Here is a 26,795-nt window from a genome sequence, read left to right on the forward strand (position 1 = left end):
GCAGGGTGCGGACTTGCGCCGCTGCACTTTTCAGGGACGCGGCCTGCATGCCGCGCTCGCGCCGGATACCGGCAAGGCGCGCCGTTTCGGCGAAGCGGGCGCCATCGCGCGAGAGAGCAGTGTGGCGGGCCGGCGGTGGCTTGTCGGTCTGCCGCCGCACGCTGCAGGGAGTCCGGCGCGCGTATGCTGTATACACAACAGACCGGCGCCGGTGCGCGCTGTGTTGCCGGCGGACCTGGCACAGGACTGCGCGCGGCGGCGCCGTGCCCTCTCCTGCCCTGCCTAGATCACTGTCCCGCCGTTCGGGCTGATGACCTGGCCGACCAGGTAGTGCCGGTCGCCGGCCAGGTGGACCACGGTCGACGCATACTCGGCCATGGTACCCAGGCGCCCGGCCGGGCAGATCTGCCAGAACTGGCGGGTCTTCTCCTCTCCTGCACTGGCCAGGTAGTCTTCGAAATCTGGCGTCAGTACCCCGCCCGGCGCCATCGCGTTGACGAAGATGTTGGCACCGGCGACCTCGGCGGCGACCGACTTGGTGAAGGCGATCACCGCGCCCTTGGTGGCGCTGTAGTGCGGGCTGTGCGCGCTCATCGCCGACAGGCCGGCGACCGACGCGATGTTGACGATGCGGCCGTAGCGCTGCGTCTCCATCTGCCGCAGCGCGGCGCGCGTGCAGTAGAACACGCCGTGAACATTGACGTCCCAGAAGCGATGCCACTCCTCGTCGCTCAGCGCGCTGGTGAACTGCAGTGACTGCCGCGGCAGCGGTGTGGTCAGGTAGGCATAGTGGCGGTTGCGCCGTTCGACGTCGGCCGGCCGGGTCGGGATCACGGCGGCGTTGTTGATGAGGATGTGCAGGCTCCCGCATTGCCGCACGATGTCGTCGACCATGGCATCGACCGCCGCGCTGGCGGAGACGTCGCAGGGGAAGGCGAGGCAGCGGGCACCGGTGGCGGCCACCGTCGCGCGGGTATGCTCCAGCGCCGGCAAGTCGATATCGCACACGGCGACGGTGGCGCCGGCCTGGCCGAGCGCCAGCGCGATTGCGCCGCCGAGGCCGCGTCCTGCTCCGGTGACGAGCGCCACGCGGCCGTCCAGGGCCCGGTTTTCCTGAAGCATGGTGCTGTCTCCTTCAGCGTGTGGCGTGGATGCCGGCAAGCGCCGGCCGGCGGGCACAGCGAGCGGCACAGGCAAAGGCGATGGCGGAAGCGATCGCCACCAGGTCGGTGCCCAGCAGGACGTAGGTGATCGGCGACGCGGTCCCTTGCCGGCCGAGCAGGTCGATGGCCCAGCCGGCCAGCAGGTTGCCGGCCGAGATCGCGAACACATTGATGCACAGCATCGAGAAGCCGGTCATCGTCGAGCGCGTGTGCGCCGGCACGCGCGCCATGATGGCGGCGTTCGCCGGCCCGTAGACCGCCAGCGGCAGGAAGGCGCCGGCGCACATGCCGGCATAGAAGGCCGGCGAACCCGGTTCGGCGAAGCGGTAGGCGATCATCAGCGGTGCGCACAGCAGCACCAGCAAGGCCATCAGCGCGGCGTGCCCTCCCGGCAGGCGGCGCGCCGCGCGGTCGCCGAGCATGCCGCCGACGACGGCGCCGAGCGTGCCGAACACCAGTTGCAGCAGCCCGATGCGGGTGGCGATGACGGCCGCATCCATGCCGCGTTCCTTGACCAGCCAGAGCTGCGTGAACGACAGCCCGGCAAAGACCACATGCACCAGCACCACGCCGGCGAGCAAGTGGCGCAGCGGCCGGCTTTCCCGTATCAGGCGCAACACTGCTGCCATCTGCTGCAGGAAGGGGGCGCCGCGCTCCGTGATCGCCTGCGCCGTGCGGTCTTCCCGCAGGCAGGCCAGCGGCAGGGCCAGGGCCATGCCGGCGGCACCCAGTGCATAGAAGGTGGCGCGCCAGCCGTGGCTGGCGCCGAAGGTGCCGGCCAGCAGGAAACTGCAGCCCACGCCCATCGGGATGCCCATGAAGAACACCCCCATGGCGGTGCTGCGGCGCCGCTCGCTGAACAGCTCGGCCAGCAGGCTCACTGCCGCCGGCACCAGCGCCGCTTCGCCGCTGGCGACGAAGAAGCGCGCCAGCACCAGCTGGCCGAAGCTCTGCGCATGGCCCGAGGCCCAGGTGCAGAGGCTCCAGATCAGCACGCCGGCGGCAATCACGCGGGTACGGCTGAAGCGGTCGGCCAGCGACCCCAGCACCAGCGCCATCGCACCGAAGCTCAACACCCATACGGCGCCGACCAGGAAACCGTACTGGGCATTGCTGAGGTGGAGTTCCGCGATCACTTGGGGCGAGAAGCCCAGCAGCATATTGCGGTCGATGTGCGCCAGCAGGTGGATCACCAGCAGGCAGGCCAGCACGGCCGGGGGGCGCTTCTTCCAGTCCATCAGTCGTCTCCGTTCAGGGCAAAGACCGCGCCCGCGGGCGCGCCGGCGCGGCGGCACACTGCCGCCGCTGGCCGGGGTGCGGCAGGGTTGCCGTCAGGCTGCCTTGCGCAGCGGTACGCCACGCTGCGCCGTGCCGCGGTTGGGCACCATGCCCAGGTGTGCGAGGGTCTCGTCGGCGCCGCTCCAGAAGGTGCCGGTCCGGTAGATGCGGTGAGCATCCTCGCCGCTGGCCACCTCGCGGTGCAGTTCGCGCGCGATGCGCACCATCTGCTCGACCTGCCGGACCGAGCTGGCGCGCTCGCCGTCCGGGCCGAACAGGGTGTCTTCGATGCCGACTCGTACATGCAGGCCCAGCGCGATGGCCATGGTGTTCATCGGCACCACGTTGCGGTTCAGCGTCTCGATGGTCAGCACGGCGCCGTCGGGCGTGCGGCGCGCGAACTCGATCATGTCGGCCGGATGCAGGCCGGCGGCGCCGCCGCCGATCGCCACGTAGTTGAGCACCAGCGGCCCGCAGTAGTCGCCACGGCGGATCAGCCGCTCGACCGTCTCCAGCGAGGTCAGGTTGCCCAGCATGAAGTGCGGCTGGATGCCGTTGGCGACCAGGCGGCGGATGTGCTCCACATGCCAGGATGGATTGGACGGCACGATCATGTCGCGATAGGCGGCCTGCAGGGCGGGACTGGCGAGCGAGGTGCCGGCGACGTCCGCCGCGGTCATCAGCTCCATCACGTTCATCTGGCTGGTGTTGATGGCCACCGTGACCTGGTCCGGGCGCGGCTGCAATTCGGCCAGCATATGGCGGGTGTCGTCGTTGAGCCAGCGTGCGGCCTGGCCGTCGTCTTCCGGCGCGAAGGAGATCGAGCCGCCCACCTGCAACACCATCTTCGGCACGGCTTCGCGCAGGCGCGCCAGCATCTCGTTGAACATCGACAGCCGCTTGCTGCCCTTGCCGTCGGCCTCGCGCACATGCACGTGCAGCACCGTGGCGCCGGCGTTGTAGCAATCCACCGCCTTCTGCACTTGTTCGTCCAGGGTCACCGGGATGTCATCGGAGTCGCCCGGCAGCCACTGGGGGCCGTAGGGCGCGACCTGGATCACCAGCTTCTCCTGGTTTTCGGGCAGCAGGGAATCATCGAGGAAATGCATGTTCTGTCTCCTTGTGGTTCGGGATCGGGCTGGCGCGGCACGCTGCCGTGCCAGCAGAAACTCGCGGAAACCCGGGCAGGCGCGCCGGCCTCAGGCCGCGGCGGCTCGCACCGTGTCCTCGCTGTGCGCCGGCTCCAGCGCGGCCAGTTCTTCCAGCAGCATCGGCATGCCCAGGCTGGCCGAGTGGATGCCCAGCACGCTGACCGCCTGCAGCACGGCAGCGATCTCTGCGCGGGTGGCGCCAAGTTCGAGGGCCTTGCGGATATGGCGGCGGGTACCCGGCGCGTACATATGGGTGCACGAGGCATCGACGGCGATGGCCAGGAACTCCAGCACCTTGGGCTCCAGCACGCCGGCGAGCACCGGGTGCATGCCCATCGCCATGAACTTCTCGGTCCACGCCGGATCGACTTCCGCCAGCGCGTCCCAGGCCGGATTCCAGTTGCCCGTGGCACGCAGTTGGTCGCAGATGGGGGTGGCGCCGGGGGTGCTCACTTGGCCTTTGTCGATCGGCATCGTCGGTCTCCTTGCAGTCCCGGCTGGCGGGGCGCTGTGTCTGGTGTGGGGGGGGCGGCCCCGCCGGACGCTGTTTCCGTGCCGTGGCCGTGGTCGAAGTATCGCCGTTTGACCCGTCGTAATTTGACGTTTTGGGAAATTGACTTTACATTTTGGGAGAGTCCGGGAAAACACCATGCCTTACTTCGTCCGCAGTGCGAGCCTGATCAACTATGTGGAAGTCGCGCGCTCCGTGGGCCTGGAGCCGAACCGGCTGTTGCGTGCCGAGGGCATCAGTTCCTACGCCCTGCTCGATCCCGACAGCCGCATTCCGGTGGATGCCGTCGGCAGGCTGCTGGAAGCCTCGGCACGTGAAGCGGGCATCGAGGACTTCGGCCTGCGCATGGCGCAGACGCGGCAGCTTTCCAACCTGGGCCCGCTTGCCATGGCCGTGCGTGAAGAACCGACGCTGCGCCGCGCGATGGAGGCGATGGCGCGCTATATGCGGCTGCACAACGAAGCACTGGTCACACGCGTGGAGGAAGCCGAAGGCCTGGTGATGATCCGCGAGGACCTGATCGACCAGGCCGCGGTGCCCTTGCGCCAGTCGACCGAACTGGTGATCGGCGTGCTGTTCCGCACGCTGCAGCTGTTCCTCGGTGCGGGCTGGAAGCCGCGCAGCATCTGCTTCACGCACGGCCCGCCCGCGAGCACCGCCACCCATCGGCGCCTGTTCGGCATGCCGGTGCTGTTCCACCAGGAGTTCGACGGTATCGTCTGCCGGGCGGCGGAGCTGGAAACGCCGCTGCCCGGCTACGACGCCGCCATCGCGCAGCAGGTCCGGCAATACATGGATGCCATGCTGGCGCAGTCGAGTTCCAGCATGGCCGATAAGGTGCGTGAACTGGTGCTGGCGATGCTGCCGCTGGGCATCTGCTCGGTGGAGCGGATCGCCGGCCAGCTCGACGTGGACCGGCGTACCGTCCATCATCACCTGAGCGCGTGCGGCGAGAGCTATTCCTCCATCCTGAACGCGGTGCGCGTCGACCTCGTGGTGCGCTATATCGAGAACCGCGAGCGGCCGCTGTCCGAGGTGGCGACCCTGCTGGGCTTCGCTTCGCTGAGCGCCTTCTCGCGCTGGTTCGGCGGACAGTTCGGCTGCAGTGTGTCCAAGTGGCGGACACGCCAGGGACGATGACCCGCTGCGGCCTTGCCGGTGATGCCGGCGGCGCTGATCTGCATCAAGCCGCCCACGCCTTGCACGGCGCACAATGGCCGCAGGCGCTCACACAGGGTGAGTGGCCATTGCAGGCAGGACACGCCAGGAGGAAAGCGGATGTTTCCCGAGTATCGCGAGCAGATTTCGGTATTGAAGACACAGGATGCGCACTTCGCGCGCCTGTTCGACCGTCATAACGAACTGGACCAGCAGATCAAGAACATGGAGGCCGGCATCGTCCCGGCCGACGAGCTGGCGATCGAGCAGCGCAAGAAAGAGAAGCTCCACCTGAAGGACCAGCTCTACGTGATCTTGCGAAAGACGGCCGGAGACTGATATCTGATATCGCGCTGCCGCGCGCGGCACTTCAATTGGTGCGGTGGCGCGGCCGGGCCGGATGATGATGCCGCGAACGGAGCAGCCCGCGCCGGTGGCTGAAGATCGAGCGTACGGCAAACACGTAGACGGCAAGGATCAGCAATGCCAGGAGCAGGAGCAACACGAACGGTGTCGCCATGGCAATCCCTCCGGGACCGCGCGGTCCCTGTGCGTGACATGGATGAGGCACATTGGCGCCGCGGCGCCGGGGACGGCGCCGTCGGATGCGGGCCGGGCACCATGCGCCCGGCCGGAGTGGGCTGGCGCCGCAGACGATCGCCCGCGCGCCAGACACGGTGCCCTTCCAGTGTAGTGCGCCGGCGCACCGACGGCGGCCGCCGGCCTGCGTTGGCAGGGTTAACCAGCGCATGCGCGCTGGCGTCGCGAGCCTGCCGGCGGGGCTGCGTGCTGCATCCTGCCCTGCTGCCGCGCGCGCCGCGCGGTGCCGGGGTTTCACCCACCGCCTAAGCTAAGTCGAAACGATCAGTTCGCGCCGGCGCGGCCGCTTCCTATACTCGCCCTCCTCGCGGCAAAAGCCGCATACCGATCCCCGGGGAGAGCGATGTTGAAATCATTGGGCAAGCTGGCGGCACTGGCCGCCCTCGTGCTGGCGGTCGGCGCCGTCGCCGCGCAGGAGCGCACGCGTATCAAGGTGGGCGTGTCGGTGGGCAACGCCGAGCAGACCTTCGAGGTCGTCAAGAAGGTGGCCGCGCGCGACGGGCTGGACATCCAGGTCGTTGTCTTCAGCGATTACCTGCAGCCCAACGAGGCGCTCGCCGCCGGCGACCTCGACGCCAATGCCTTCCAGCACAAGCCCTTCCTCGACAGCCAGATCAAGGCGCGGGGCTACAAGATCGTGCCGGTGGGCCTGACCTTGACGGCACCGCTGGGCATCTACTCCAAGCGCTACAAGTCCGTCGACCAGTTGCCGGCGGGGGCGCGTATCGGCATCCAGAACGATCCGTCGAACGGCAACCGCGCACTGCTGCTGCTGCAGAAGGCCGGCCTGCTCAAGCTGCGGCCGGGCGTCGGCGAGAACGGCGTCAATGCCACGCCGCTCGACGTGGTGGAGAACCCGCGCAAGCTGAAGCTGATCGAGCTGGATGCGGCGCAATTGCCGCGCGCCCTCGACGATCTCGCCGCGGCCTCGATCAATAACGACTACGCCTTCCGCGCCGGACTCTCGCTGCAGCGCGACACCATCGCGGTCGAAGACGCGAAGGGGCCCTACGCGAACCTGATCGCCACACGTGCCGAAGACAAGGACAAGCCCTGGGTCAGGAAGCTGGTCAAGGCCTACCAGTCGGAGGAGGTGCGCCGCTTCATCGAGAGCGAGTTCAAGGGCTCGCTGGTACCCGCCTTCTGAAGCCGCCCCGAGCGGCGCGCCGCGCGGCATGCGCCGCGCGCATATGGATTCCCGCAATGCTTCGTTGTCCGGCGCTGCGGGTTTCGCTACCGTGTCTCGTCAGCAGACACCTCCCCAACGCCTGAGCAGCCGGCCGCAAGCGGACCCAGACCGCGGCCGAGGGCGGCGCTCATCGGCAACCGACAGCAGGAGCCGCGCATGGCAAGCAATGGATTCGGATTCGATAGGCAGACCGGCCACGCGGACACCGCGGCCGACGTCCTGGTGATCGGCGGCGGACCCGCCGGCACCTGGGCCGCGCTGGCGGCCGCCGAGGCCGGTGCGCGCGTGGTACTGGCCGACAAGGGCCATTGCGGCACCTCCGGCGCCACGGCGGCGGCGGGCACCGCGATCTGGCACGTGCAGCCCGAGCGCGCCGCGCGCGAGGCCGCCAAGGCGAGCCGCTACGAACTGGGTGGACGGCTGGCCGAGCCGCACTGGATGGACCGCGTTCTCGACCAGACCTATGCCGGCCTGGAGCGGCTGTCCCAGTGGGGCTACCCCTTTCCGCGTGACGCGTCCGCACGCGAACAGCGTGCCTCGCTGCAGGGGCCGGAATATATGCGGCTGATGCGCAGGCGCGCCAAGGCGGCCGGCGTGCGCATCCTCGACCACCATCCCGCGCTCGAACTGCTGCGCGACGAGGCCGGCGCGGTGCGCGGCGCGCGCGGACTGCACCGGCAGGCCGCCGACGGTGCTCCGGCGCACTGGACGGTGCGCGCCTCGGCGGTGGTGATCGCCACCGGCGGCTGCGCCTTCCTGAGCCGCGCGCTCGGCTGTAATGTGCTGACCGGCGACGGCTACCTGATGGCGGCGGAGGCCGGCGCGGCGCTGTCCGGCATGGAGTTCTCCAGCGCTTATGGCCTGGGCCCTGCGTTTTCTTCGGTCACGAAGTCGCTGTTCTACCAGTGGGCCACCTTCTACGACGGCCTCGGCCAGGAGATCGAAGGCGCAGGCTCGGCGCGCGGCCGCGGCTTGATCGCCAAGACGCTGCAGACGCAGGCCGTCTACGCCCGGCTGGACCGTGCCGATGCGCGCGTGCGTGCCTGGATGCGCGCGTCCCAGCCCAACTTCTTCCTGCCCTTCGACCGTCTCGGCATCGATCCTTTCACCCAGCGCTTCCCCGTCACCCTGCGCCTGGAGGGCACGGTGCGCGGCACCGGCGGCCTGCGCCTTGCCGATGCGCACTGTGGTACCGGCGTCGCCGGCCTCTACGCAGCCGGCGACGCCGCCACGCGCGAGCTGATCTGCGGCGGCTTCACCGGGGGCGGCAGCCACAACGCCGCCTGGGCACTCTCTTCCGGCTGGTGGGCCGGCCAGGGCGCAGCGGCGCATGCCGCCCGCCGCGCCCCGCCCGCGGCGGCCGGATTGCAGGGCGCCGGCAGTGCCGGCCTGCGTGGCGAGCCGGTGGCCGAGGCCGACAGCGCGGCACTGGTGCAGGCCGTGCAAGCCGAGGTCTTCCCCTATGAGCGCAACTGGTTCCGCGACGGCGAGGCGCTGGCGCAGTCGCTGCAGCGGCTGGATGCGCTGTGGCAGCACTGGCGCGGCATCGTGCCGGGCGCGGGGACGGCCTTGTCCACTACCGGACAGGCGCTGCGCACGCGCGAGGCGATCGCCATGCTGGCCACCGCGCGCTGGATGTACCGCAGTGCCCTCGCCCGTACCGAGACGCGCGGCATGCACCGCCGGCTCGACCATCCCGCCCTCGACGAAGCACAGCGCTACCGCCTGCTCAGCCAGGGACTGGACGAGATCCGCATCACGCGCGAGCGGGTGGCTGATGCGGCCGATGCAGCCGATGCAGCCGATGCAGCCGATGCAGCCGATGCAGCCGGCTGGCAGGAGGCCGCATGATCGAGGCGCTCGACCCGGCCCGCTGCACGTCCTGCAATATCTGCGTGCGCGTCTGCCCTACCAATGTGTTCTCGCCCCAGCCGGGCGGCACGCCGCGCATCGCGCGCCAGCTCGATTGCCAGACCTGCTTCCTGTGCGAGGTCTACTGCCCTGAGGATGCCCTGTTCGTGTCGCCGCTGGCCGACAGCTGCGTGCCGGCGGACGAGGCGGCGGCCAGGCTGCCGGTCCATGCGGGTGCTTACCGTGCCGCGGTGGGCTGGGGCCGCGGACGTTCGCCCGGGGCGGCCGAAGACCGCAGCCACGCGCTGCTCGCGCTGGTGCAGCGTTAGCAGCCGGCGCAGCGCCTGGCCTGCCCTCGGAGCCCCGCCATGAAAGACCTGCTCGATTGGATCACCGCCATCGGCGCCGGCTTGGTCGTCTACGCCGCCCTCAGCCATCCGCTCTATCCACCGGGATCCGCCAGTGCGCGCAAGGCGTCGCGCCCGCCGCCCCAGCGCGGCGGCGACGCGGAAGACGCCGCCGCGGAGCCGCCGCTGCGCTGATGCCCGCAGGGTCGCGCGCGTTCATCTCATTCACCTTACTCACCTGCCGCGCAGCGATGCGCGTCGATGCTGCGCGGTGACGCAGGGTGTCGATGCGCGCCGGACCGAGTAAGCATCTACGCAAATATTCGTGGGAAGCGCCACCCTTGCCATGCTGCAATGCCAGCATGGCTGCGGGCCTCCAGCAAGCACCGCAAGCCGCTGCGGCAACACCCTCCGGCAGCGGCAGGCGCCGCCGGGCGTTCGCCCCGGGCTGGTTCCCACCGGGCCCCAAGGCAGCCAGGCCGGTCCGCCGGCCATGATCGAACCGCGACTGCCATGACAACCTTGTCCGATTTCCCGACCCATGCCATTCCCGTGCCGCCGGCACGGCTCCCCGAACCTCACCGCGTGCGCCGCATCGCCGATGACGCCGAGGCCCTGCAGCGCGCCCACGAACTTGCCGCGGTCTTTGCCGCCGGCGCCGCCGAGCGTGACCGCGAGCGCCGCCTGCCGTGGCAGGAACTCGACCTGTGGTCGGAAAGCGGCCTAGGCGGCATCACCGTGCCGCGCGCGCACGGTGGCGCCGAGGTGTCCTACGCCACGCTGGCGGAGGTCTTCGTCATCCTGTGCGCCGCCGACCCGGCGCTGGGCCAGATCCCGCAGAACCATTTCGGCCTGCTGGGCGTGCTGCGCGAGATCGGCAGCGAAGCGCAGAAGCGCCGTTTCTACGGCGAGATACTGGCCGGCGCGCGGCTGGGCAATGCCGGCCCCGAACGGCGCTCGGCCGACAGCCCCACCGTCCTGCACGGCACCACGCGCCTGGTGCGCACCGAGCACGGCCTGCGCCTGAGCGGGCGCCGCTTCTACTCCACCGGCGCGTTGTTCGCCCACCGGGTGCCGGCCCGCGCGCTCGACGAAGCCGGCCGCGCGGTGCAGGTCTGGTCGCCGCGCGAGGTGCGCGGGCTCAGCGTCATCGATGACTGGTCTTCCTTCGGCCAGCGCACCACCGCCAGCGGCACGGTGGTGTTCGACGACGTGCCCGTGTCCCCCGACGACGTGCTGCCGCTGTGGCAGCTCGCCGAGCAGCCCGGTCTCTACGGCCCCAATTCGCAACTGATCCAGGCCGCCATCGACCAGGGCATCGCCGAGGCCGCGCTGGCCGACGCCATCGCTTTCGTGCGCGAACGCGCGCGTCCCTGGATGGATTCGGGCCTGGCGCGCGCCGCCGACGACCCCTACATCATCCAGGACGTGGGGCGCTTGCAGATCGATGTGCACGCCGCGCGCGAGGTCCTGCTGGACGCCGGCCGCACGCTCGACGCCATTGCCGCCGGCCCGCTCGACGCCGCGGCCAGCGCGCGCGCCTCGGTGGCGGTGGCGGAGGCCAAGGTGCTGACCACCGAGGTCGCGCTGGAGGCCAGCCAGAAACTGTTCGAGCTGGCCGGTTCCTCGGCCACGCGCGCCGCTTACAACCTCGACCGCCACTGGCGCAATGCGCGCACCCATACGCTGCACGATCCGGTGCGCTGGAAGACCCAGTTGATCGGCAACTACCACCTGAACGGCGTGCTGCCCGCGCGCCACTCCTGGAACTGAGCCGGAGCCCTGCCATGTCCCTGCTATCCCAACCCCTGCCGGAGGCCGCCGGTGCCAGCCGGCCCGCGCCGGCGGCGCCCCCGGCCCCGCTGGCCCGCTTGATCCGCGACGACACCGAGGCGCTGGCCGTCGCCCAGGCGCTGGCGGCCCGCTTCGCGCCCGAAGCCGCTGCGCGTGATCGCGAGCGGCGGCTGCCGTGGGCCGAGCTCGACGACTTCAGCGCCAGCGGCCTGTGGGGCATCACGGTGCCGCGCGAGTACGGCGGTGCCGGCGTGTCCAATGTCACGCTGGCCCAGGTGGTCGCCACCATCGCCGCCGCCGACGGCTCGCTGGGCCAGATCCCGCAGAACCACTTCTATGCGCTGGAAGTGCTGCGCGTGGGCGGCAGCGAGGCGCAGAAGCGCTTCTTCTTCGCCCGCGCGCTGGCCGGCGAACGTTTCGGCAACGCGCTCGCCGAGATCGGCCACAAGGACTTCAAGCGCCGCACGCGGCTGAGCCGCGAGGGCAGCGGCTGGCGGATCGACGGCAAGAAGTTCTACTGCACCGGCGCGCTGTACGCGCACTGGATCCCCACCCTGGTGGTCGCGCAGGAAGACGGGCGCGAGGTCAGCTACCTGGCCTTCGTGCCCCGCCGCGCGCCCGGCGTCACCATCGTCGACGACTGGGACGGCTTCGGGCAGCGCGTCACCGGCAGCGGCTCGGTCAGCTTCGAGCATGTGCACGTGGAGGCGGATTGGGTGGTGCCGTTCCAGGCATCTTTCGACACGCCGACCACCATCGGCCCGGTGGCGCAGCTGTTGCACGCGGCCATCGATCTGGGCATCGGGCGTGGGGCTTTCGCCGCCACGCTGGAATTCGTGCGCGAGCACGCCCGGCCCTGGGTCGATGCCGGCGTCGAGCGTGCCGCCGACGATCCGCTGGCGATCCAGCAGGTGGGCGACGTGGCAGTGCGCCTGCGCGCGGCGGAAGCGCTGCTGCACCGGGCCGGGCGCATCGTCGATGCCACCCAGCGCGGGCCGGACGCCGACAGCGTGGCCAACGCATCGGTGGCGGTGGCCGAAGCGCGCGCGCTGACCACCACCGCTTCGCTGCTGGCCGGCAGCAAGCTGTTCGAACTGGGTGGCACCGGTGCCACGCTGGACCATCTCGGGCTGGACCGTTTCTGGCGCAACGCGCGCACCCATACCCTGCATGATCCGGTGCGCTGGAAATACCACGCGGTGGGGAACTTCTACCTGAACGACCGGAACCCGCCCCGGCACGGAGCCCTGTGATGGCCGCCAAGCCTATCCTGCTCAACGCCTTCAACATGAACTGCGTGGGCCACATCAACCACGGCCTGTGGACCCATCCGCGCGACCGCTCGCTCGACTATCACACCCTGTCCTACTGGACCGAGCAGGCCCGTATCCTGGAGCGCGGCCTGTTCGACGGCCTCTTCCTCGCCGACATCGTCGGCGTCTACGACGTCTACCAGGGCAATGTCGACGTGACGCTGCGCGAATCGATCCAGCTCCCGGTCAACGATCCCCTGCTGCTGGTTTCGGCCATGGCCGCGGTCACGCAACACCTGGGTTTCGGCGTCACCGTCAATCTCACCTACGAGGCGCCCTACCTGCTGGCGCGCCGCTTCTCCACGCTGGACCACCTGAGCGGCGGCCGCGTCGGCTGGAACATCGTCACCGGCTATCTCGACAGCGCCGCGCGGGCCATGGGCCTGGACGGCCAGATCGCCCACGACGAGCGCTACGACCGTGCCGACGAGTATCTGGAAGTCCTGTACAAGCTGTGGGAAGGCAGCTGGGAGGACGGTGCCGTGTGGCGCGACAAGGCGGCGCGCGTGTTCGCCGACCCGGCGCGGGTGCATAAGGTGCGCCATGCCGGCCGCTACTACCAGGTCGAGGGCTACCACCTGGCGGAGCCCTCGCCGCAGCGCACGCCGGTGCTGTTCCAGGCCGGCAGTTCCGGGCGCGGGCAGCGCTTCGCCGCACGCCATGCCGAGTGCGTCTTCATTTCGCCGCCCACCAAGGAGGCTGCGCGCCAGACCGTCAAGACCCTGCGCGAACAGCTGGTGGCGGCAGGCCGGCGGCCTGACGACGTCAAGGTCTTCATGGGCACCGCGGTGGTCACCGCCCGCACCGAGGCCGAAGCGCGCCAGAAGCATGCCGAGTACAAGGACTACGCCAGCCGCGAGGCCGGACTGGCGCATTTCGCCGCCAGCACCGGCGTGGACTTCGGCCGCTACGACCTCGATGCACCGGTCGACTATGGCGGCGGCAACGCCATCGAATCGGCCACCCGCACCGCCCAGCAGCACGGCTGGACCCGGCGCAAGCTGCTGCAACTGTTCGAACTGGGCGGGCGCTATCCGGCCATCGTCGGCGATCCCGGCCAGGTGGCCGACGAACTGGTGTCCTGGATCGACGAGACGGGGATCGATGGCTTCAACCTGAGCCGCACGGTGGTGCCGGAGAGTTATGCCGACTTCGTCGAGCTGGTGGTGCCGGCCCTGCAGGAGCGCGGCCGCTACAAGACCGCCTACGGGGAAGGCAGCCTGCGCCAGAAGCTGTTCGGCGCCGGCGACCGCCTGCCGGCGCGGCATGCGGCCGCCGCCTTCCGTGTGCCGCCGGGCTGAGCCGGCCCCCGGCGCTACAGGCGCTTCGGGCGCTTCGGGCGCCGGCGATTCTTTCCCCTTTTCCTTGCTTGCAGACTCCGCATCATGAACCAGAAACGACGACTGTTGTGCTCCCTCCCCGCCCTGCTGCTCGCTGCCGTGGCGGCGCTGGCGCCGCTCTCCGGCGCCCGTGGCGCCCAGGCGGGGCCGCTGAAGATCGGCGTCACGCCGGGCGCCCTGGCCGACTCGGTCGAGGTGGCCGCGGCCGAGGCCCGCAAGAAGGGCCTGGATGTCAAGGTGATCGAGTTCACCGACTGGACCACGCCCAACGTGGCGCTGGCCTCGGGCGATCTCGATCTCAACTACTTCCAGCACCAGGCCTTTCTCGACAATGCCGTCAAGGAGCGCGGCTACGCCTTCCGCAGCGTCGGCATCGGCGTGCTGCCCAATATCGGCCTCTACTCCAGCCGTATCCAGCGCTTCGACCAGCTCAAGCCGGGCGCGCGCGTCGGTGTCGCCAGCGATCCCGTCAACCAAGGGCGCGGCCTGCTCCTGCTGCAGAAGGCCGGCCTGATCACCTTGCGCGCCGGCGTCGGCGCGCGCGGCGGGCTGGATGACGTGACGGCCAACCCGAAGCAACTCAAGTTCGTCGAGATCGAAGGGCCGCAACTGGTACGCGCGCTCGACGACGTCGACCTGGCACAGGGCTATCCGGCCCACTTCGTCAATGCCGGCAAGGCGAAGATCGCCGGCTCTGCCCTGCTCTACTCGGGCGTGGACGACGCCTACTTCGCCATCCGCTTCGTCAGCCGCCAGGACAATGCCGCCGATCCGCGCATCGCACGCTTCGTCAAGCTCTACCAGTCGTCGCCCGCGGTGCGCAAGCAGCTCAGCGCCTCCTATGCCGACGACGACAAGCTCTACAGCCTGCCCTGGCTGAAGCCCTGACAGCCGACGCCATGAGCCACGTGTCATGAGCAACGCAAGCGCAATCGAACGGCGCGGCATCGCCGGCATCCCGCGCGGTGAAGCCGCGCGTCCGCAGGCAGCCATCGAAGCGGCGGCGGACCGCCGCGCTGCCGGCACCATCGCCTTCCAGGGCGTGGGCAAGGTCTACCAGGCGGGGGCCGGCGCGGTCCATGCTCTGCAGGACGTCGACGCCGAGATCCCGGCCGGCAGCATCTTCGGCATCATCGGCCGCAGCGGGGCCGGCAAGTCGAGCCTGCTGCGCACCATCAACCGGCTGGAGCAGCCCAGCCGCGGCCGCGTGCTGGTCGACGGCGCGGACATCGCCGGCCTCGACGCCGCCGGCCTGGTGCGGCTGCGCCGGCGCATCGGCATGATCTTCCAGCACTTCAACCTGTTGTCGGCCAAGACGGTGCGCGAGAACGTGGCGCTGCCGCTCAAGGTCGCCGGCGTGCCGCGCGCCGAGATCGAGCGCCGCGTCGGCGAACTGCTGGGGCTGGTCGGGCTGGCCGGCAAGGAAGACAGCTATCCTGGCCGCCTGTCGGGCGGGCAGAAGCAGCGCGTCGGCATCGCGCGGGCACTGGTGCATCGCCCGGAGATCCTGCTGTGCGACGAAGCCACCTCGGCGCTCGACCCCGAAACCACGCAGTCGATCCTGGCGCTGTTGCGCGATATCAATCGCCGCTTCGGCCTGACCATCGTGCTGATCACGCACGAGATGCGCGTGATCCGCGACATCTGCGACCGCGTGCTGGTGCTGGAGGGAGGCCGCGTCGCCGAGCAGGGGGCGGTGTGGCAGGTGTTCGGCACGCCGCGCCATGCAGCCACGCGCGCCTTGCTGCGGCCGCTGGAATCCGCGCTGCCGGAGGACCTGGCCCTGCTGCTGCGGGCCGAGCCGCCGGCCTCAGGCCGCTACGAGCAACTGGTGGAGCTGCGCTACGCCGGCGGGGCGTCGGAGTCCGACCTGCCGGCCGCCGCACCCGACCTGGCCCGCATCGCCAGCGCACTGGGCGGCCGTGCGCGCCTGCTCCACGCCGGGCTCGATCGCATCCAGGCCCGCACGCAGGGACGGCTGCTGGTGGCGGTGCCGTCCGGCATCGCGCTGCCGCCCGTCTTTGCCGCCCCCTCTCCCACCCACGCCAAGGTCCTCGGCTATGTCCCCGCTTACGATTGAACGCATCTGGCAAGGCTTGTTCGACACCCTCACCATGGTCGGTGCCTCGGCCCTGGTGGCCGTGGCCGCCGGCATTCCCCTGGCCCTGGTGCTGGTGCTGAGCGCGCCCGGCGGCGTGCTGGCCGCGCCGCGCCTGCATCGTGCACTGGGCAGCGTGGTCAACGGCTTCCGCGCCACCCCCTTCCTGGTGCTGCTGGTGGCGCTGCTGCCTTTCACCCGGCTGGTGGTCGGCGCCACCATCGGTGTGTGGGCCGCGGTGGTGCCGCTCGCCGTCAGCGCCACGCCCTTCTTTGCCCGCATCGCGGAGATCAGCCTGCGCGAGGTCGACCGCGGCCTGGTGGAGGCGGCGCAGGCCATGGGCTGCAGCCGCTGGCACATCGTCTGGCATGTGCTGCTGCCGGAAGCCTTGCCGGGCATCGTCGGCGGCTTCGTGATCACGGTGGTGTCGCTGATCGGCGCCTCGGCCATGGCCGGTGCGGTGGGCGCCGGCGGCCTGGGCGACATCGCCATCCGTTACGGCTACCAGCGCTTCGACACCACGGTGATGGCGGTGGTGATCGTGCTGCTGATCGGCCTGGTCAGCCTGGTCCAGTGGGCCGGGGACCGCTGGGTGCGCTATCTGCGGGCACGCTGACAGGCCGATCGCCAGGCCGATCGGCTCGCCGTAACGTAGCGGCCGGAACGGGCCGGGCAGCGTCGGGACGGATACTACGGATACGGAGGCGGCGCAGTTCGCAGATGGCGCGGCGGAAGGCGGGGCAAAGGCCCCGCCTTCCGCTGCCGCTCCGGAATGGTCGCGCAGGCTGGGCCCCGGGGCTGCCGCGCTCAGGCCGCTCGCGCTCAGGCAGCCCTCAGGCAGCTCTCAGGCAGCCCTCAGGCAGCCTTGACGCCGACCGACCAGTAGTAGGTCGGCGCGGACCCGTTGATCAGGTTGTCGCCCAGGGCGCGCGCCTTGTAGATGACCGGATTGTGCGAGGCCAGCGTGCGCGCGTTGCGCCAGTGCCGGTCGAGGCGCCGGTCCTCGTCCAGTGCCGAGGCGCCGCCGATGTCGAACAGCCGGGTGGCCGCCGACAGTACCAGCTCGGTGACGCCGACCTGGGCCCTGGCCACGCGCAGTTCGAGTTCGTCGAGGCGTTCGCCCGGCACCGGCACGCCTTGCTCGCGCAGGCGGTCGATGTCGCCCAGGCCGCGCGCCAGGTCGGCGGTTGCCGCCGCGCTGAGGTAGGCGGCCGCGCCGATCTGGCCGACCACCTGCTGCACCAGCGGGTCCTGCGCCGCGGTGGCGGCGCTGCCGTGGCTGTAGACGCGCGTGCGGGCCCGCACGAAGGCGGCCGCGTCGCGCTCGATGGCGCGGGCGATGCCTGCCAGCGTGGCCAGGTGGCAGAGCTGGAAGTAGGCGGTCATCGAGGTCGGCGCCTGGCGCGGAATCGCCAGTACCTGCTCGTCCGCGACGGGCACGCCGCGCAGGCGCGTGGTGCCGGAGCCGGTCAGGCGCTGGCCGAAGCCACGCCAGTCGTCGACCCGCTCCACGCCCGGTGCGTCGGCCGGAACCACGGCGTAGACCGGATCGCTGTCACCGGGCCGGCTGGCCACCACCACGATCCAGTCGGCATACAGGGTGCCCGTGCTGTAGAACTTCTCGCCATCCAGGCGCCAGCCGGCGCCGTCGCGCGTCAGCGCGGTGCGGTGGCGGCCCAGCGCGCCCTCGCCACGCTCGGTGGTGGCATTGCCGAAGATCGCGCCCTGTCCGGCCAGGCGCAGCCAGCGTTCGCGCTGCGCAGCCGGCACCTCGGCATACAGGCGCTCGATGAAGCCGAAGTGGGCGCGCAGGATCTGCGGCAGGTTGGAATCGGCCTCGCCCAGTTCGACCAGCAGCGCGAACAGTTGCTCGACCGAGGCGCCCAGGCCGCCCAGGGCCGGCGCCACGCGCAAGGCGCCGAAGCCGGCCTCGCGCAGCCAGGTGACGGCGTCATGGGCCAGCTCGCGTTCCTGCTCGCGCTGCGCGGCCCGCGCCGCGATGCGGGCGAAGATCGGACGGAAGCGTTCGGCCAGCGCCTCGCTGGCGGGAGGGTGTGCGGTCATCGTGCTCACGCTCCCGTCAGGCGGCATGCTGCAGGGCGACCTGGCGGCTGGCGGGGAACAGCGGCGCGGCGCGGTCGGCGGCCAGGCGGATGCGTGCCGCCAGCGCCGCGCTGCTGACCTGGTAGCTCTCGAAGTCGGCCGGCCCCGCGAAGACGCCGATCGGCAGCGTCAGCGCCTGCAGGAAGCCGAACAGGGGGCGCAGCTGGTGCTCCAGCACCAGGGCATGGCGGTCGCTGCCGCCGGTGGCGGCGAGCAGCACCGGCTTGTCCACCAGCGCCTCCTGGCCGACCAGGTCGAACAGGTGCTTGAAGTGCCCCGGATAGGAGCCCCGGTAGACCGGTGCCGCCACCAGCAGCAGGTCGGCGCTTTCGATCGCGCGCAGCTCGCGCTCGACGCTCTCCGGCAGTTCCTGGCGCGACAGCGCGCCGCCGAGCGGACGGGCGATCTCGCCCAGGTTGACGATATGGCTGCGCAGCAGCAGGCGGCCCTGCAGTTCGGCGATCAGTGCCTGCAGCAGAGCGAGCGTGCGCGACGGTTGTTGGGCGCTGCCGTTGACGGCAACCACGTTGAGCTGGACGGCCATGGGGAGATTCTCCGGTCGGATCAGGATGAGGGCATTTCCCGGAGGGTGCGCGGCGCCTCGCTGGCGGGTGCGGCCCGGGAACAGCGGCAGCAGCGACGGCATCAGTCACAGCAAGAGCAACGGCCGGCCGCTGGCGATGACAAAACGATAGCGCAGGGCCGGCGCGCACCGAAGGACGCATTTCGACTATGCATAGACGCGGCCGGCGCATATCGCCATGCGGCAGGCGGCCCGGCTGCCGCTCGACGTCACAGCCGGAAACGTTGCCGGCCGCGATCGCGGGCTAAGCTTGGATGCCAGTCCGGGCCGCCTTCGTCCGCCGCCTGCGGCAGCCGTGTTCTTTGACCGCTTTCCTCAGCCACCGCCCGGAGATCCTCGCCCATGCGCGTCCCTTTCCCCGTCCCTCTCCCCTTCCCCGTCCCTCTCTGCTGTGCCGCCGCGTTGCTGCCGCAGCTGCTGCTGTGGCTGCTGGGGTTGTCCGCCGGCGCGGCGGCGCAGGGCGCCGTGGCCACCAAATGTCGCGACGGCGCCCGCATCCTGTATCAGTTCGGGCCATGCCCGCCCGGCCATGTCGAGATCACGACCGCCCCGGGCGGCACGCTGTCGGTGCTCGGCAAGAGCCCGGCGCAGCGGGCCCAGGAGGAGGCCTTCCTGGCGGAGCGCGAGCGCCAGCAGCGGCAGGAACAGGCATGGCTGGCGCAGCAAAGCCGCAGCCTGGAGCTGGCGGAGCAAAGGCGCCACGAAGCTTGCCAGCGCCTCGCGCGGCGCCTGCGTGATCACGATGCGGCCGCGCAGCGCACCAGGAATGCGGAGCGTCGCGAGGCCCTGCAGCGCGGACGGCGCGCCTTGCAGGAAGCACAGCGCCGGCAGGATTGCCGCCCGTGACGGGCCCGCAGTCCTCCATCCTGAAGCCGCGCGAGAGCCGGCCCAGGCAGGCCATCGGCGAACTGGCCGTGGCGAGGCCGGGCGTGGAGATCCTGGTCGTGGAGATGCCGGGCGAACAGGCGCCGCGCTGGCGCGGCCCGCCGGCGGCAGCCGACGCCGCGCCAGGTCTCGATCCGGAGGGCAATGCCGCCGTGGCCGACACCTTGCTGCCGGCGCTCCTTCACAGCTGCACCTAGACCATCTTAGGCGGGGCGGCCGAGGTCCGGCTGGACATCATCGCCAGGACCGCGCTCAGCCGTGCCAGCCGCCGGCCAGCAGCGCCTTGGCCACCATGCCCAGCGCCACCAGGCCGGCGATCACGGCAAAGCCCTGCTGCAGGCGCGGGCCGCTGATGCGCTTGGAGACCAGGCGCCCGCCCAGCATGCCGGCGATGGCGCCGCCGGCGAAGGGAATGGCAACCGGCCAGTTCATGCGGCCGGCAATGGCGGTGGACACCACGCCCGAGGTCGACACCAGGGTGATGACCGCCAGCGAGGTGGCCACGATGGCGTGCATCGGTGCATTGGTGGCGCGCCGCAGCGCCGGCACGATGACGAAGCCGCCGCCGACGCCGAGCAGGCCGGACAGGAAGCCCGCGCCCACGCCCGAGGCGGCCAGCGCGCGCGTGCAGGCGGCGGTCCAGACGAAGCGGCCGCTCTGCGTGTCGAGCTGGCAGGGCTGGGGCGGGCCGCTGAAGGCCGGCTGCGGTGCCCCCTGCCCGGCCGGCGCGGTGGCCTGGCGGTACATGCGCACCGAGACATAGGCCAGCACGGCGGCAAAGATCAGGGTCAGCGGGCCGCTCGGCAGCTTGTGCGCCAGCCACAGGCCCAGCGGTGAGAAGACCACGCCGGCGGCCGCCATCAGCGCCGCCGCACGGTAGCGCACGATGCCGGCGCGCAGCCCGATGGCGGCGCCCACCGCCGCCGACACGCCGACCGCGAGCAAGGCGATCGGGCCCGCCTCGGCCACGCCCAGGTGCAGCACGAACAGCAGCAGGGGCACGGCCAGGATGGCACCGCCGGCGCCAGTCAATGCCAGGATCAGGCCGACCACGCCGCCCAGGATCGCACTACTTCCCATGGTTCTCTCACTTCCTTTTGTCTTATTTCCTGGTCCGGTCGGCCGTCTGTGATGGCGCCGATCCTGCCAGTGCATGTCGTCTTGGCTGCGCCGCGGCGCAGCCTCGCGCCGGCGCGGCTCAGCCCGCCAGGCGCAGTGCCACGGCCAGGGCCAGCGCGAGCGCGCAGGCCCAGCCCGAAAACAGCCAGCGCCACAACCAGAAGCGCGGCAGGAAGCCGACGCCGCGCACGAAGCCCGCGCTCATGGCCCAGAACATCAGCGCCGCGATGCCGTGGTCGGCCTGGCCGGCCGCGTTGGACATCGCCTGCGGATAGACGGTGGCACCCACCATCAGCAGCAGCGCCGCGCCCAGGCAGGCCAGATGCAGCCGCGCCTGCCCGGCGGGGCTTTGCTCGCCATCGTGATGCTCGCGGCCGTCACTGTTCACCGCTCGTCCTCGCTCCGCATGCGGGCGTCGCTGGCTTCGCCCCACATCGCGTTGAGCACGGCCAGCAGCACGGCGAAGCCGACGCCCAGAACCCAGCTGAAGTACCACATCGTCGTTTCCTCCTGTCTGTGGGAGATGCTGCGGGAGATGCCGGCCCGGCTCAGTAGGCCGAATGCTCGTTGGCGCGGATATGCTCGGCGGTGACCTTGCCGCGCATCACGCGGTAGGCCCAGCCGGTGTAGCTGACCACGATGGGCACGAAGATCAGCGCCACCCAGAACATCAGGCCCAGCGTGAAGTGGCTGGACACGCAGTCCCAGATCGTCAGGCTGGCCTGCGGCAGGCTGGAGGACGGCATCACGAAGGGGAACATGGCCGCTCCGGCGGTGCCGATGATGCCCGCCAGCGACAGCGCCGAGGCGACGAAGGCCAGCAGCGTGCGCCCTGCCCCGGACAGCGCGGCTCCGGCCAGTGCGCCGGCCACGCCCAGCGCGGGCAGCAGCCACAGCGCCGGCACCTTGCCGTAGTTGGCCCACCAGGCCCCGGCGCTGCGCGCCACGGTCTTGGCCATCGGGTTGGACGGCGCGGCCGGATCGATGGCCGAGGTGATGGCGTAGCCGTCGATGCCGCCCCAGCGCAGCCAGGCGCCGGCGGCCAGGAAGGCCAGCACCGCCACCAGCGCGGCCCAGGCGGCGGCGCGCCGGGCGCGGCGCTGCACCTCGCCCTCGGTGCGGTGCGCCAGGTAGATGCCGCCGTGCATGGTGATCATGGCGCTGGACAGTACCCCGCACAGCAGCGCGAAGGGGTTGAGCAGCTGCCAGAAGGTGCCGGTGTAGGTGGAGACCATGAAGGCATCGAACTGGAAGGGCACGCCCTGCAGCAGGTTGCCGAAGGCCACGCCGAAGATCAGCGGGGGCACCGCGCCGCCCACGAACAGGCCCCAGTCCCAGGCGCTGCGCCAGGTGGGATGGTGGATCTTGCTGCGGTAGTCGAAGCCCACCGGGCGGAAGAACAGCGCCCACAGCACTGCCAGCATGGCCCAGTAGAAGCCGCTGAAGGCGGTGGCGTAGACCAGCGGCCAGGCGGCGAAGATGGCGCCGCCGCCGGTGATGAACCAGACCTGGTTGCCGTCCCAGTGCGGGCCCACGGTGTTGATGATGACGCGGCGCTCGTCGTCGCTGCGGCCGACGAAGGGCAGCAGCGTGCCCACGCCCATGTCGTGGCCGTCCATGATGGCGAAGCCGATCAACAGCACGCCCACCAGCAGCCACCAGATGATTTTCAGGGTTGGATAGTCAAGCATGGCGGTCTCCTCAGGCGTGGCTCGGCTCGAACTGGTAGCGGCCGGTGCCGAGGCTGCCCGGGCCCTGGCGGGCGAACTTCACCATCAGGTAGACCTCGACGACCAGCAGCAGCGTGTAGAAGCCGAGGAAGCCGGCCAGCGAGCCGTACAGGCTCTGCACGCTCAGCGTGGACACGCTCAGGTGGGTGGGCAGCACGCCGTAGATGGTCCACGGCTGGCGCCCGTACTCGGCCACGATCCAGCCCAGCTCGATGGCGATCCAGGGCGCGGGCAGCATGCACAGCGCCCAGCGCAGCAGCCAGCGCGGCGCCAGCCGCTGCGGGCGCAGCGTGGTCCAGAAGGCCAGGCCGAACAGCGCCAGCATCAGGAAGCCCAGGCCCACCATGATGCGGAAGCCCCAGAACATCGGCCACACGCGCGGCACGGTGTCGTTGACCGCCTGCTCGATCATGGCCGGGGTGGCCTGGCGCACGTCGGTGGTGTATTTCCGCAGCAGCAGGCCGAAGCCCAGGTCCTGCTGGTGGCTTGCCAGGGTCTGGCGCGCGCTGGCGTCGTCCGGGTTGGCGCGCAGCGCCTCCAGCGCCAGCACGGCCGGGATGCCGTTGCGGATGCGCTCGCGGTTGCGCACCTTGATGTCATGGATGCCCGGGATCTCCTTGGTCACCGAGCGCGTGCCGATCAGGCCCATCACCCAGGGGATCTCGATGGCCCAGTCGTTCTTCTGCGCGGCCTCGTTGATGCCGGCCACCAGGTTGAAGCTGGCCGGCGCCGGCTCGGTCTCCCACATGGCCTCGATGGCGGCCATCTTGGTCTGCTGGGCCTCGCCCACGGTGTAGCCGGACTCGTCGCCGAGCACGATCACCGAGCACACGCTGGCCAGGCCGAAGGCTGCCGCCACGCGGAAGCTGCGCCGGGCGAACTCGAGGTCGCGCCCGCGCAGCAGGTACCAGCTGGAGACCGACAGCACGAACATGGCGCCGGTGACGTAGCCGGCCGAGACCGTGTGCACGAACTTGGCCTGGGCCACGGGGTTGAACACCACGGCCCAGAAGTCGGTCATCTCCATGCGCATGGTCTGCCAGTTGAAGGCGGCGCCGACCGGATTCTGCATCCAGCCGTTGGCGATCAGGATCCACAGGGCGGAGAGGTTGGTGCCGACCGCCATCAGGGTGGTGACCAGCAGGTGCTGGGTGCGCGAGAGGCGGTCCCAGCCGAAGAAGAACAGGCCGATGAAGGTGGATTCGAGGAAGAAGGCCATCAGGCCCTCGATGGCCAGCGGAGCGCCGAAGATGTCGCCGACGTAGTGGGAGTAATAGGCCCAGTTGGTGCCGAACTGGAACTCGAGCGTGATGCCGGTGGTGACGCCGAGCGCGAAGTTGATGCCGAACAGCTTGCCCCAGAAGCGCGTCATGTCCTTCCAGATGACCTTGCCGGTCATCACATAGACGCTCTCCATGATGACCAGCAGCCAGACCATGCCCAGGGTGAGCGGCACGAACAGGAAGTGGTACATGGCGGTGGCGGCGAACTGCAACCGGGACAGGTCGACCAGGTGCTCCGAGATCACGGCTGTGCTCCTTGTGCTGTTGGGGGCGGACCCAGGCGGTCGGCGGCGCGCCGGGCATCCACGGCAACCCGCTGGTCGGCCACGAAACACCACCAGAGCAAGGCCAGCACGGCAATCTTCACCGCGACGGCGAGCAGCAGGTGGCGCAACAGTCGTCGATCGTTGGGGGTCATGCCATGGAGCTGATCAAGAAGCGTGCCAGTGGCGACGTTCTCGAAAAGTCATATCGATTCAGTAGCTTAGTCGGCACAAGGCCACTTTGCCAGTCGGCGCGGCCCTGGCAATCTGGCAGAAGATGGCAGTCTGGCAGTGTGCTGGCAGTCGCCTGACAGTGATCCGACCGTGATGCGTCAAGGATCCGGCCATGATCCGGCCATGATCCGGCGGAGGCGCGACCACGTGGCCTGCGCCCTGCCGCTCAGGCCAGGCCGAGGGACTTGAGGCGCCGGTAGAGCGTGCGCTCCGACAGGCCGAGGGCGGCCGCCAGTTCGCGCCGCGTGCCGCGGAAGGCCGCCACCTGGCGCCGCAGTTCGGCCTCGTCCAGCACCGGAGCGATCGCCGCCGCCACCGCGGCTGTCAGCGCCGCCCTGCCCGCCGGTTCGGGCGGCGGTGCCAGGCCCAGTCCCGGCGGCAGCGCCTCCACCCCGATCACGCTGCCTTCGGCAAACAGCCTGGCGCGCTCCAGCACATTGCGCAGCTCGCGGATATTGCCGGGCCAGCGGTGTGCCTGCAGGCGCGCCATGGCGGCCGCGTCCACGCTCAGGCGGCGCCCGCCCGCGCCGCCGCGCTGCAGGAAGGAGTCCACCAGCAGCGGGATATCGTCCAGCCGTTCGCGCAGCGGCGGCAGGTGGACCGGGAAAGCGCTGATGCGGTAGTAGAGATCCTGGCGGAACTCTCCCTCGGCCACCATCTTCTCGAGCGGCTTGTGAGTGGCCGCCACCAGGCGGAAGTCGGCCTGCTGGGTGTCGACGCTGCCGACCCGGCGGAAGGTGCCCGATTCGATCAGGCGCAGCAGCTTGACCTGCATCGACAGCGGCACGTCGCCGATCTCGTCGAGGAACAGCGTACCGCCCTGGGCGGTCTCGACCAGCCCCTTCTTGCGTGCCACCGCGCCGGTGAAAGCACCCTTCTCATAGCCGAACAGCTCGCTTTCGAACAGCGTCTCTGTCAAGCCCGAGCAATCGACCACCACCAAGGGGCCGCCGGCGCGCCCGCTGGCTTCGTGCACGGCGTGGGCGAACAGTTCCTTGCCGGTGCCCGATTCGCCCAGCAGCAGCACCGGCAGCATCGACGGTGCCACGCGCTGCACCGCGCCCAGCGCGGTGTTGAAGGCCGGCGCCCGTCCGACCAGGCCGTCCGCGCTGGCCTGGGCCGAGGCATTGCGCACGGTGGCCAGGCGCTCGACGAACGCCACCACTTCGCGCCGGGCGTTCAGGATGGGCCGCAGTTCGACATCGACATGCTCGGGGCCGCGCGGCGTGTGGTGGATATGCAGGACCCGGTTCGGCCCCATGGTCTCGCGCGCCTTGCGCATCGGACAGTGCTCGCCGGCCTGGTCGCAAGGCATGTCGTAGTGATGCGAGATGCGGTAGCACTTATGGCCGATATAGGGCCGGTCGACCGCGCCGAACTGGCGCCGGTAGGCCGTGTTGGCGGCCAGGATGTTGTACTCGGTGTCGAGCACGATCATCGGCTGCGGATCGTGCTCGAGATAGGAGATCAGCGCCTCGACGGGCGCTTGCGCGTCGGCGGCAGGGGCGGCGACGACGCTCGGGAGATCGGCCATGGGGGGCTAGCCTGGGGCGAAGGACAAGGCATTCTAGCAGGCGCTGCCACCACTGCCAAACTGGCAGTGGTGGCAGTTCGCGGGGCCTGCCACGTGCCGTCGAGCCGTACCGGCCAGGTGCGCGCATCGGCCCGGCTGCGCTCCAGGATCCTTCATGAATTCAATGACTTGGCTTTTCCCGTGGAGCCTTCCGGTGGGATGGCATGGATCTTGAGAATCCAGGCCAGACCGTGCCCGCGGCGCCATCGACACGCCCGGGCGCCGCTTCGCACACATGGCGGCGCGTGAACCCCGCCGCCCTACCAGGAGATACCGATGCCAACCCGCTCCCGCATGCAGGTCGAGGGCTTTTTCGACCCCGATACCTGGACCATCAGCTACCTCGTGCTGGACCCGGCCACGCGCGCGTGCGCGCTGGTCGACAGCGTGCTGGACTACGATCCAAAGTCCGGCCGCACCCGCACCGCCAGCGCCGACCGCCTGGTCCAGCGCGTACGGGAACTGGAGGCCGGTGTGCAGTGGATCCTGGAGACCCACGTGCATGCCGACCATCTCTCGGCGGCACCCTACCTGCGTGAGCGGCTTGGCGGCCGTATCGCCATCGGCAGCCACATCACCACCGTGCAGCAGGTATTCGGCCGCGTCTTCCATGCCGAGCCCGCTTTCCGCCGCGATGGCAGCCAGTTCGACCACCTGTTCGAAGACGGCGAGCCGTTCCGCATCGGCAGCCTGGAAGCGCGCGCCATGCACACGCCCGGCCATACGCCGGCCTGCATGACCTATGTGGTCGGCGATGGCAGCGAAAGCGCCGCCTTCGTCGGCGACACCCTCTTCATGCCCGACTACGGCACCGCGCGCTGCGACTTTCCCGGCGGCGACGCACGCACCCTGTACCGCTCCATCAACAAGGTGCTGAGCCTGCCGGCCGAGACCCGGCTCTATATGTGCCACGACTACCAGCCGGGCGGCCGCGAAGTGCGCTACCTCAGCACCGTGGCGGAGCAGCGCGAACACAACGTCCACGTGCGCAACGGCATCAGCGAGGACGAGTTCGTCGCCATGCGCCAGGCGCGCGACGCCACCCTCGGCATGCCGACGCTGATCCTGCCCTCGGTGCAGGTGAATATGCGCGCCGGCCAGTTGCCGCCCGCCGAGGCGGACGGCGTGCACTACCTGAAGATCCCGCTCAACGTCCTGTAAACGTCCTGTAGCCGACGCCGCCAGCCGGGCCGGGGCCGCCCTCCGGCCTGCCAGGCCCGCTCTTCCCT

29 protein-coding genes are annotated in these 26,795 nt (G+C 70.4%); 15 read left to right on the top strand and 14 right to left on the bottom strand.

What is annotated here, in order from left to right; genetic code table 11:
• Positions 1–282 precede the first annotated feature (282 nt).
• The 4 genes from BKK80_RS27150 to BKK80_RS27165 form a co-directional block, all read right to left on the bottom strand.
• Positions 283–1,122 (bottom strand): SDR family NAD(P)-dependent oxidoreductase, encoded by an 840-nt coding sequence (locus tag BKK80_RS27150; protein ID WP_071072045.1) that lies wholly within the window; start codon positions 1,120–1,122, stop codon positions 283–285.
• Between the two features lie 13 nt (positions 1,123–1,135).
• Positions 1,136–2,401 carry an MFS transporter gene (locus BKK80_RS27155; protein WP_071020190.1) on the bottom strand — a complete coding sequence of 422 codons (1,266 nt, stop codon included), beginning with the start codon at positions 2,399–2,401 and terminating at the stop codon, positions 1,136–1,138.
• A gap of 93 nt (positions 2,402–2,494) precedes the next feature.
• Positions 2,495–3,550: a beta-keto acid cleavage family enzyme gene (locus BKK80_RS27160; RefSeq protein ID WP_071020187.1), complete on the bottom strand. Its 1,056-nt coding sequence runs from the start codon at positions 3,548–3,550 to the stop codon at positions 2,495–2,497.
• Between the two features lie 90 nt (positions 3,551–3,640).
• Entirely contained in the window at positions 3,641–4,066 is a 426-nt protein-coding gene (locus tag BKK80_RS27165; RefSeq protein ID WP_084085485.1) for a carboxymuconolactone decarboxylase family protein, read from the bottom strand.
• A 175-nt stretch (positions 4,067–4,241) separates the two neighbouring features.
• On the opposite strand from BKK80_RS27165, the gene BKK80_RS27170 reads away from it, so the two are divergent.
• A complete protein-coding gene (locus tag BKK80_RS27170; RefSeq protein ID WP_071072047.1) occupies positions 4,242–5,243 on the top strand; it encodes an AraC family transcriptional regulator in 1,002 nt (333 codons plus the stop codon).
• A 138-nt stretch (positions 5,244–5,381) separates the two neighbouring features.
• Complete coding sequence (locus BKK80_RS27175) at positions 5,382–5,600, top strand: YdcH family protein (protein ID WP_071020179.1); 219 nt, start codon at positions 5,382–5,384, stop codon at positions 5,598–5,600.
• Positions 5,601–5,631: 31 nt separating this feature from the next.
• Here the strand turns inward: BKK80_RS27175 and BKK80_RS36755 are convergent, their stop codons facing one another.
• Positions 5,632–5,781 (bottom strand): hypothetical protein, encoded by a 150-nt coding sequence (locus BKK80_RS36755; RefSeq protein ID WP_156811482.1) that lies wholly within the window; start codon positions 5,779–5,781, stop codon positions 5,632–5,634.
• Positions 5,782–6,204: 423 nt separating this feature from the next.
• Here BKK80_RS36755 and BKK80_RS27180 point away from each other — a divergent pair, with 423 nt between their 5' ends.
• From BKK80_RS27180 to BKK80_RS27220, 10 genes are all read left to right on the top strand, one after another.
• Positions 6,205–7,008 (top strand): MetQ/NlpA family ABC transporter substrate-binding protein, encoded by an 804-nt coding sequence (locus BKK80_RS27180; RefSeq protein ID WP_071020176.1) that lies wholly within the window; start codon positions 6,205–6,207, stop codon positions 7,006–7,008.
• Between the two features lie 198 nt (positions 7,009–7,206).
• The gene (locus tag BKK80_RS27185) at positions 7,207–8,901 is read left to right on the top strand and encodes an FAD-dependent oxidoreductase (RefSeq protein ID WP_071072049.1); all 1,695 of its coding nucleotides are present in this window, start codon (positions 7,207–7,209) and stop codon (positions 8,899–8,901) included.
• Entirely contained in the window at positions 8,898–9,230 is a 333-nt protein-coding gene (locus BKK80_RS27190; protein ID WP_071020172.1) for a 4Fe-4S dicluster domain-containing protein, read from the top strand. The genes BKK80_RS27185 and BKK80_RS27190 overlap by 4 nt, the downstream gene beginning before the upstream one ends.
• A 39-nt stretch (positions 9,231–9,269) precedes the next feature.
• Complete coding sequence (locus BKK80_RS36760; protein ID WP_157903351.1) at positions 9,270–9,443, top strand: hypothetical protein; 174 nt, start codon at positions 9,270–9,272, stop codon at positions 9,441–9,443.
• 318 nt (positions 9,444–9,761) lie between these two features.
• On the top strand, positions 9,762–11,021 hold the full coding sequence (locus tag BKK80_RS27195; RefSeq protein WP_071072051.1) for an SfnB family sulfur acquisition oxidoreductase: 1,260 nt from the start codon (positions 9,762–9,764) through the stop codon (positions 11,019–11,021).
• Positions 11,022–11,035: 14 nt separating this feature from the next.
• Entirely contained in the window at positions 11,036–12,295 is a 1,260-nt protein-coding gene (locus BKK80_RS27200) for an SfnB family sulfur acquisition oxidoreductase (protein WP_083384524.1), read from the top strand.
• Positions 12,295–13,656: an LLM class flavin-dependent oxidoreductase gene (locus BKK80_RS27205; protein ID WP_071072053.1), complete on the top strand. Its 1,362-nt coding sequence runs from the start codon at positions 12,295–12,297 to the stop codon at positions 13,654–13,656. The genes BKK80_RS27200 and BKK80_RS27205 overlap by 1 nt, the downstream gene beginning before the upstream one ends.
• Positions 13,657–13,740: 84 nt before the next feature.
• On the top strand, positions 13,741–14,583 hold the full coding sequence (locus BKK80_RS27210; RefSeq protein ID WP_071072055.1) for a MetQ/NlpA family ABC transporter substrate-binding protein: 843 nt from the start codon (positions 13,741–13,743) through the stop codon (positions 14,581–14,583).
• A gap of 25 nt (positions 14,584–14,608) precedes the next feature.
• Positions 14,609–15,775 carry a methionine ABC transporter ATP-binding protein gene (locus BKK80_RS27215; protein ID WP_084085491.1) on the top strand — a complete coding sequence of 389 codons (1,167 nt, stop codon included), beginning with the start codon at positions 14,609–14,611 and terminating at the stop codon, positions 15,773–15,775.
• On the top strand, positions 15,756–16,409 hold the full coding sequence (locus BKK80_RS27220) for a methionine ABC transporter permease (protein ID WP_071072057.1): 654 nt from the start codon (positions 15,756–15,758) through the stop codon (positions 16,407–16,409). Before BKK80_RS27215 ends, BKK80_RS27220 begins: the two co-directional genes overlap by 20 nt.
• Positions 16,410–16,648: 239 nt before the next feature.
• On the opposite strand, the gene BKK80_RS27225 is transcribed toward BKK80_RS27220, so the two are convergent.
• The gene (locus tag BKK80_RS27225; protein WP_071072059.1) at positions 16,649–17,857 is read right to left on the bottom strand and encodes an acyl-CoA dehydrogenase family protein; all 1,209 of its coding nucleotides are present in this window, start codon (positions 17,855–17,857) and stop codon (positions 16,649–16,651) included.
• 16 nt (positions 17,858–17,873) lie between these two features.
• Positions 17,874–18,440, bottom strand: coding sequence for an FMN reductase (gene msuE, locus BKK80_RS27230; RefSeq protein ID WP_071020155.1), 567 nt, complete (start codon positions 18,438–18,440; stop codon positions 17,874–17,876).
• A gap of 381 nt (positions 18,441–18,821) precedes the next feature.
• Between msuE and BKK80_RS27235 the strand changes: the two genes are divergently transcribed.
• Together BKK80_RS27235 and BKK80_RS27240 are read left to right on the top strand one after the other, a co-directional pair.
• A complete protein-coding gene (locus BKK80_RS27235; protein WP_157903352.1) occupies positions 18,822–19,325 on the top strand; it encodes a hypothetical protein in 504 nt (167 codons plus the stop codon).
• Positions 19,322–19,561 (top strand): hypothetical protein, encoded by a 240-nt coding sequence (locus BKK80_RS27240; protein WP_157903353.1) that lies wholly within the window; start codon positions 19,322–19,324, stop codon positions 19,559–19,561. Before BKK80_RS27235 ends, BKK80_RS27240 begins: the two co-directional genes overlap by 4 nt.
• Positions 19,562–19,616: 55 nt before the next feature.
• Here the strand turns inward: BKK80_RS27240 and BKK80_RS27245 are convergent, their stop codons facing one another.
• The 7 genes from BKK80_RS27245 to BKK80_RS27270 form a co-directional block, all read right to left on the bottom strand.
• Positions 19,617–20,444: a sulfite exporter TauE/SafE family protein gene (locus tag BKK80_RS27245; protein ID WP_071020149.1), complete on the bottom strand. Its 828-nt coding sequence runs from the start codon at positions 20,442–20,444 to the stop codon at positions 19,617–19,619.
• A gap of 118 nt (positions 20,445–20,562) precedes the next feature.
• Entirely contained in the window at positions 20,563–20,871 is a 309-nt protein-coding gene (locus tag BKK80_RS27250) for a cyd operon YbgE family protein (RefSeq protein WP_071039970.1), read from the bottom strand.
• Complete coding sequence (cydX, locus tag BKK80_RS27255) at positions 20,868–20,981, bottom strand: cytochrome bd-I oxidase subunit CydX (RefSeq protein WP_071020146.1); 114 nt, start codon at positions 20,979–20,981, stop codon at positions 20,868–20,870. Before cydX ends, BKK80_RS27250 begins: the two co-directional genes overlap by 4 nt.
• Positions 20,982–21,031: 50 nt before the next feature.
• Complete coding sequence (gene cydB, locus BKK80_RS27260; RefSeq protein ID WP_071012623.1) at positions 21,032–22,174, bottom strand: cytochrome d ubiquinol oxidase subunit II; 1,143 nt, start codon at positions 22,172–22,174, stop codon at positions 21,032–21,034.
• A 10-nt stretch (positions 22,175–22,184) separates the two neighbouring features.
• Positions 22,185–23,741 carry a cytochrome ubiquinol oxidase subunit I gene (locus BKK80_RS27265; protein WP_071020144.1) on the bottom strand — a complete coding sequence of 519 codons (1,557 nt, stop codon included), beginning with the start codon at positions 23,739–23,741 and terminating at the stop codon, positions 22,185–22,187.
• On the bottom strand, positions 23,738–23,914 hold the full coding sequence (gene cydP / locus BKK80_RS37125) for a cytochrome oxidase putative small subunit CydP (protein ID WP_167366696.1): 177 nt from the start codon (positions 23,912–23,914) through the stop codon (positions 23,738–23,740). Before cydP ends, BKK80_RS27265 begins: the two co-directional genes overlap by 4 nt.
• A gap of 245 nt (positions 23,915–24,159) precedes the next feature.
• Positions 24,160–25,527 (bottom strand): sigma-54 interaction domain-containing protein, encoded by a 1,368-nt coding sequence (locus tag BKK80_RS27270; protein ID WP_071039973.1) that lies wholly within the window; start codon positions 25,525–25,527, stop codon positions 24,160–24,162.
• 315 nt (positions 25,528–25,842) lie between these two features.
• On the opposite strand from BKK80_RS27270, the gene BKK80_RS27275 reads away from it, so the two are divergent.
• Positions 25,843–26,727, top strand: a complete 885-nt coding sequence (locus BKK80_RS27275; protein WP_071039974.1) for an MBL fold metallo-hydrolase — start codon at positions 25,843–25,845, stop codon at positions 26,725–26,727.
• The last annotated feature ends 68 nt before the right edge of the window (positions 26,728–26,795 follow it).

This window comes from Cupriavidus malaysiensis (genome assembly GCF_001854325.1).
GTDB lineage: Bacteria > Pseudomonadota > Gammaproteobacteria > Burkholderiales > Burkholderiaceae > Cupriavidus > Cupriavidus malaysiensis.

Excerpts from the sequence above, each read along its gene's own strand:
- BKK80_RS27150 (WP_071072045.1), bottom strand. The coding sequence starts at position 1,122 with ATGCTTCAGGAAAACCGGGCCCTGGACGGCCGCGTGGCGCTCGTCACC.
- BKK80_RS27155 (WP_071020190.1), bottom strand. The coding sequence starts at position 2,401 with ATGGACTGGAAGAAGCGCCCCCCGGCCGTGCTGGCCTGCCTGCTGGTG.
- BKK80_RS27160 (WP_071020187.1), bottom strand. The coding sequence starts at position 3,550 with ATGCATTTCCTCGATGATTCCCTGCTGCCCGAAAACCAGGAGAAGCTG.
- BKK80_RS27165 (WP_084085485.1), bottom strand. The coding sequence starts at position 4,066 with ATGCCGATCGACAAAGGCCAAGTGAGCACCCCCGGCGCCACCCCCATC.
- BKK80_RS27170 (WP_071072047.1), top strand. The coding sequence starts at position 4,242 with ATGCCTTACTTCGTCCGCAGTGCGAGCCTGATCAACTATGTGGAAGTC.
- BKK80_RS27175 (WP_071020179.1), top strand. The coding sequence starts at position 5,382 with ATGTTTCCCGAGTATCGCGAGCAGATTTCGGTATTGAAGACACAGGAT.
- BKK80_RS36755 (WP_156811482.1), bottom strand. The coding sequence starts at position 5,781 with ATGGCGACACCGTTCGTGTTGCTCCTGCTCCTGGCATTGCTGATCCTT.
- BKK80_RS27180 (WP_071020176.1), top strand. The coding sequence starts at position 6,205 with ATGTTGAAATCATTGGGCAAGCTGGCGGCACTGGCCGCCCTCGTGCTG.
- BKK80_RS27185 (WP_071072049.1), top strand. The coding sequence starts at position 7,207 with ATGGCAAGCAATGGATTCGGATTCGATAGGCAGACCGGCCACGCGGAC.
- BKK80_RS27190 (WP_071020172.1), top strand. The coding sequence starts at position 8,898 with ATGATCGAGGCGCTCGACCCGGCCCGCTGCACGTCCTGCAATATCTGC.
- BKK80_RS36760 (WP_157903351.1), top strand. The coding sequence starts at position 9,270 with ATGAAAGACCTGCTCGATTGGATCACCGCCATCGGCGCCGGCTTGGTC.
- BKK80_RS27195 (WP_071072051.1), top strand. The coding sequence starts at position 9,762 with ATGACAACCTTGTCCGATTTCCCGACCCATGCCATTCCCGTGCCGCCG.
- BKK80_RS27200 (WP_083384524.1), top strand. The coding sequence starts at position 11,036 with ATGTCCCTGCTATCCCAACCCCTGCCGGAGGCCGCCGGTGCCAGCCGG.
- BKK80_RS27205 (WP_071072053.1), top strand. The coding sequence starts at position 12,295 with ATGGCCGCCAAGCCTATCCTGCTCAACGCCTTCAACATGAACTGCGTG.
- BKK80_RS27210 (WP_071072055.1), top strand. The coding sequence starts at position 13,741 with ATGAACCAGAAACGACGACTGTTGTGCTCCCTCCCCGCCCTGCTGCTC.
- BKK80_RS27215 (WP_084085491.1), top strand. The coding sequence starts at position 14,609 with ATGAGCAACGCAAGCGCAATCGAACGGCGCGGCATCGCCGGCATCCCG.
- BKK80_RS27220 (WP_071072057.1), top strand. The coding sequence starts at position 15,756 with ATGTCCCCGCTTACGATTGAACGCATCTGGCAAGGCTTGTTCGACACC.
- BKK80_RS27225 (WP_071072059.1), bottom strand. The coding sequence starts at position 17,857 with ATGACCGCACACCCTCCCGCCAGCGAGGCGCTGGCCGAACGCTTCCGT.
- msuE (WP_071020155.1), bottom strand. The coding sequence starts at position 18,440 with ATGGCCGTCCAGCTCAACGTGGTTGCCGTCAACGGCAGCGCCCAACAA.
- BKK80_RS27235 (WP_157903352.1), top strand. The coding sequence starts at position 18,822 with ATGCGCGTCCCTTTCCCCGTCCCTCTCCCCTTCCCCGTCCCTCTCTGC.
- BKK80_RS27245 (WP_071020149.1), bottom strand. The coding sequence starts at position 20,444 with ATGGGAAGTAGTGCGATCCTGGGCGGCGTGGTCGGCCTGATCCTGGCA.
- cydX (WP_071020146.1), bottom strand. The coding sequence starts at position 20,981 with ATGTGGTACTTCAGCTGGGTTCTGGGCGTCGGCTTCGCCGTGCTGCTG.
- cydB (WP_071012623.1), bottom strand. The coding sequence starts at position 22,174 with ATGCTTGACTATCCAACCCTGAAAATCATCTGGTGGCTGCTGGTGGGC.
- cydP (WP_167366696.1), bottom strand. The coding sequence starts at position 23,914 with ATGACCCCCAACGATCGACGACTGTTGCGCCACCTGCTGCTCGCCGTC.
- BKK80_RS27270 (WP_071039973.1), bottom strand. The coding sequence starts at position 25,527 with ATGGCCGATCTCCCGAGCGTCGTCGCCGCCCCTGCCGCCGACGCGCAA.
- BKK80_RS27275 (WP_071039974.1), top strand. The coding sequence starts at position 25,843 with ATGCCAACCCGCTCCCGCATGCAGGTCGAGGGCTTTTTCGACCCCGAT.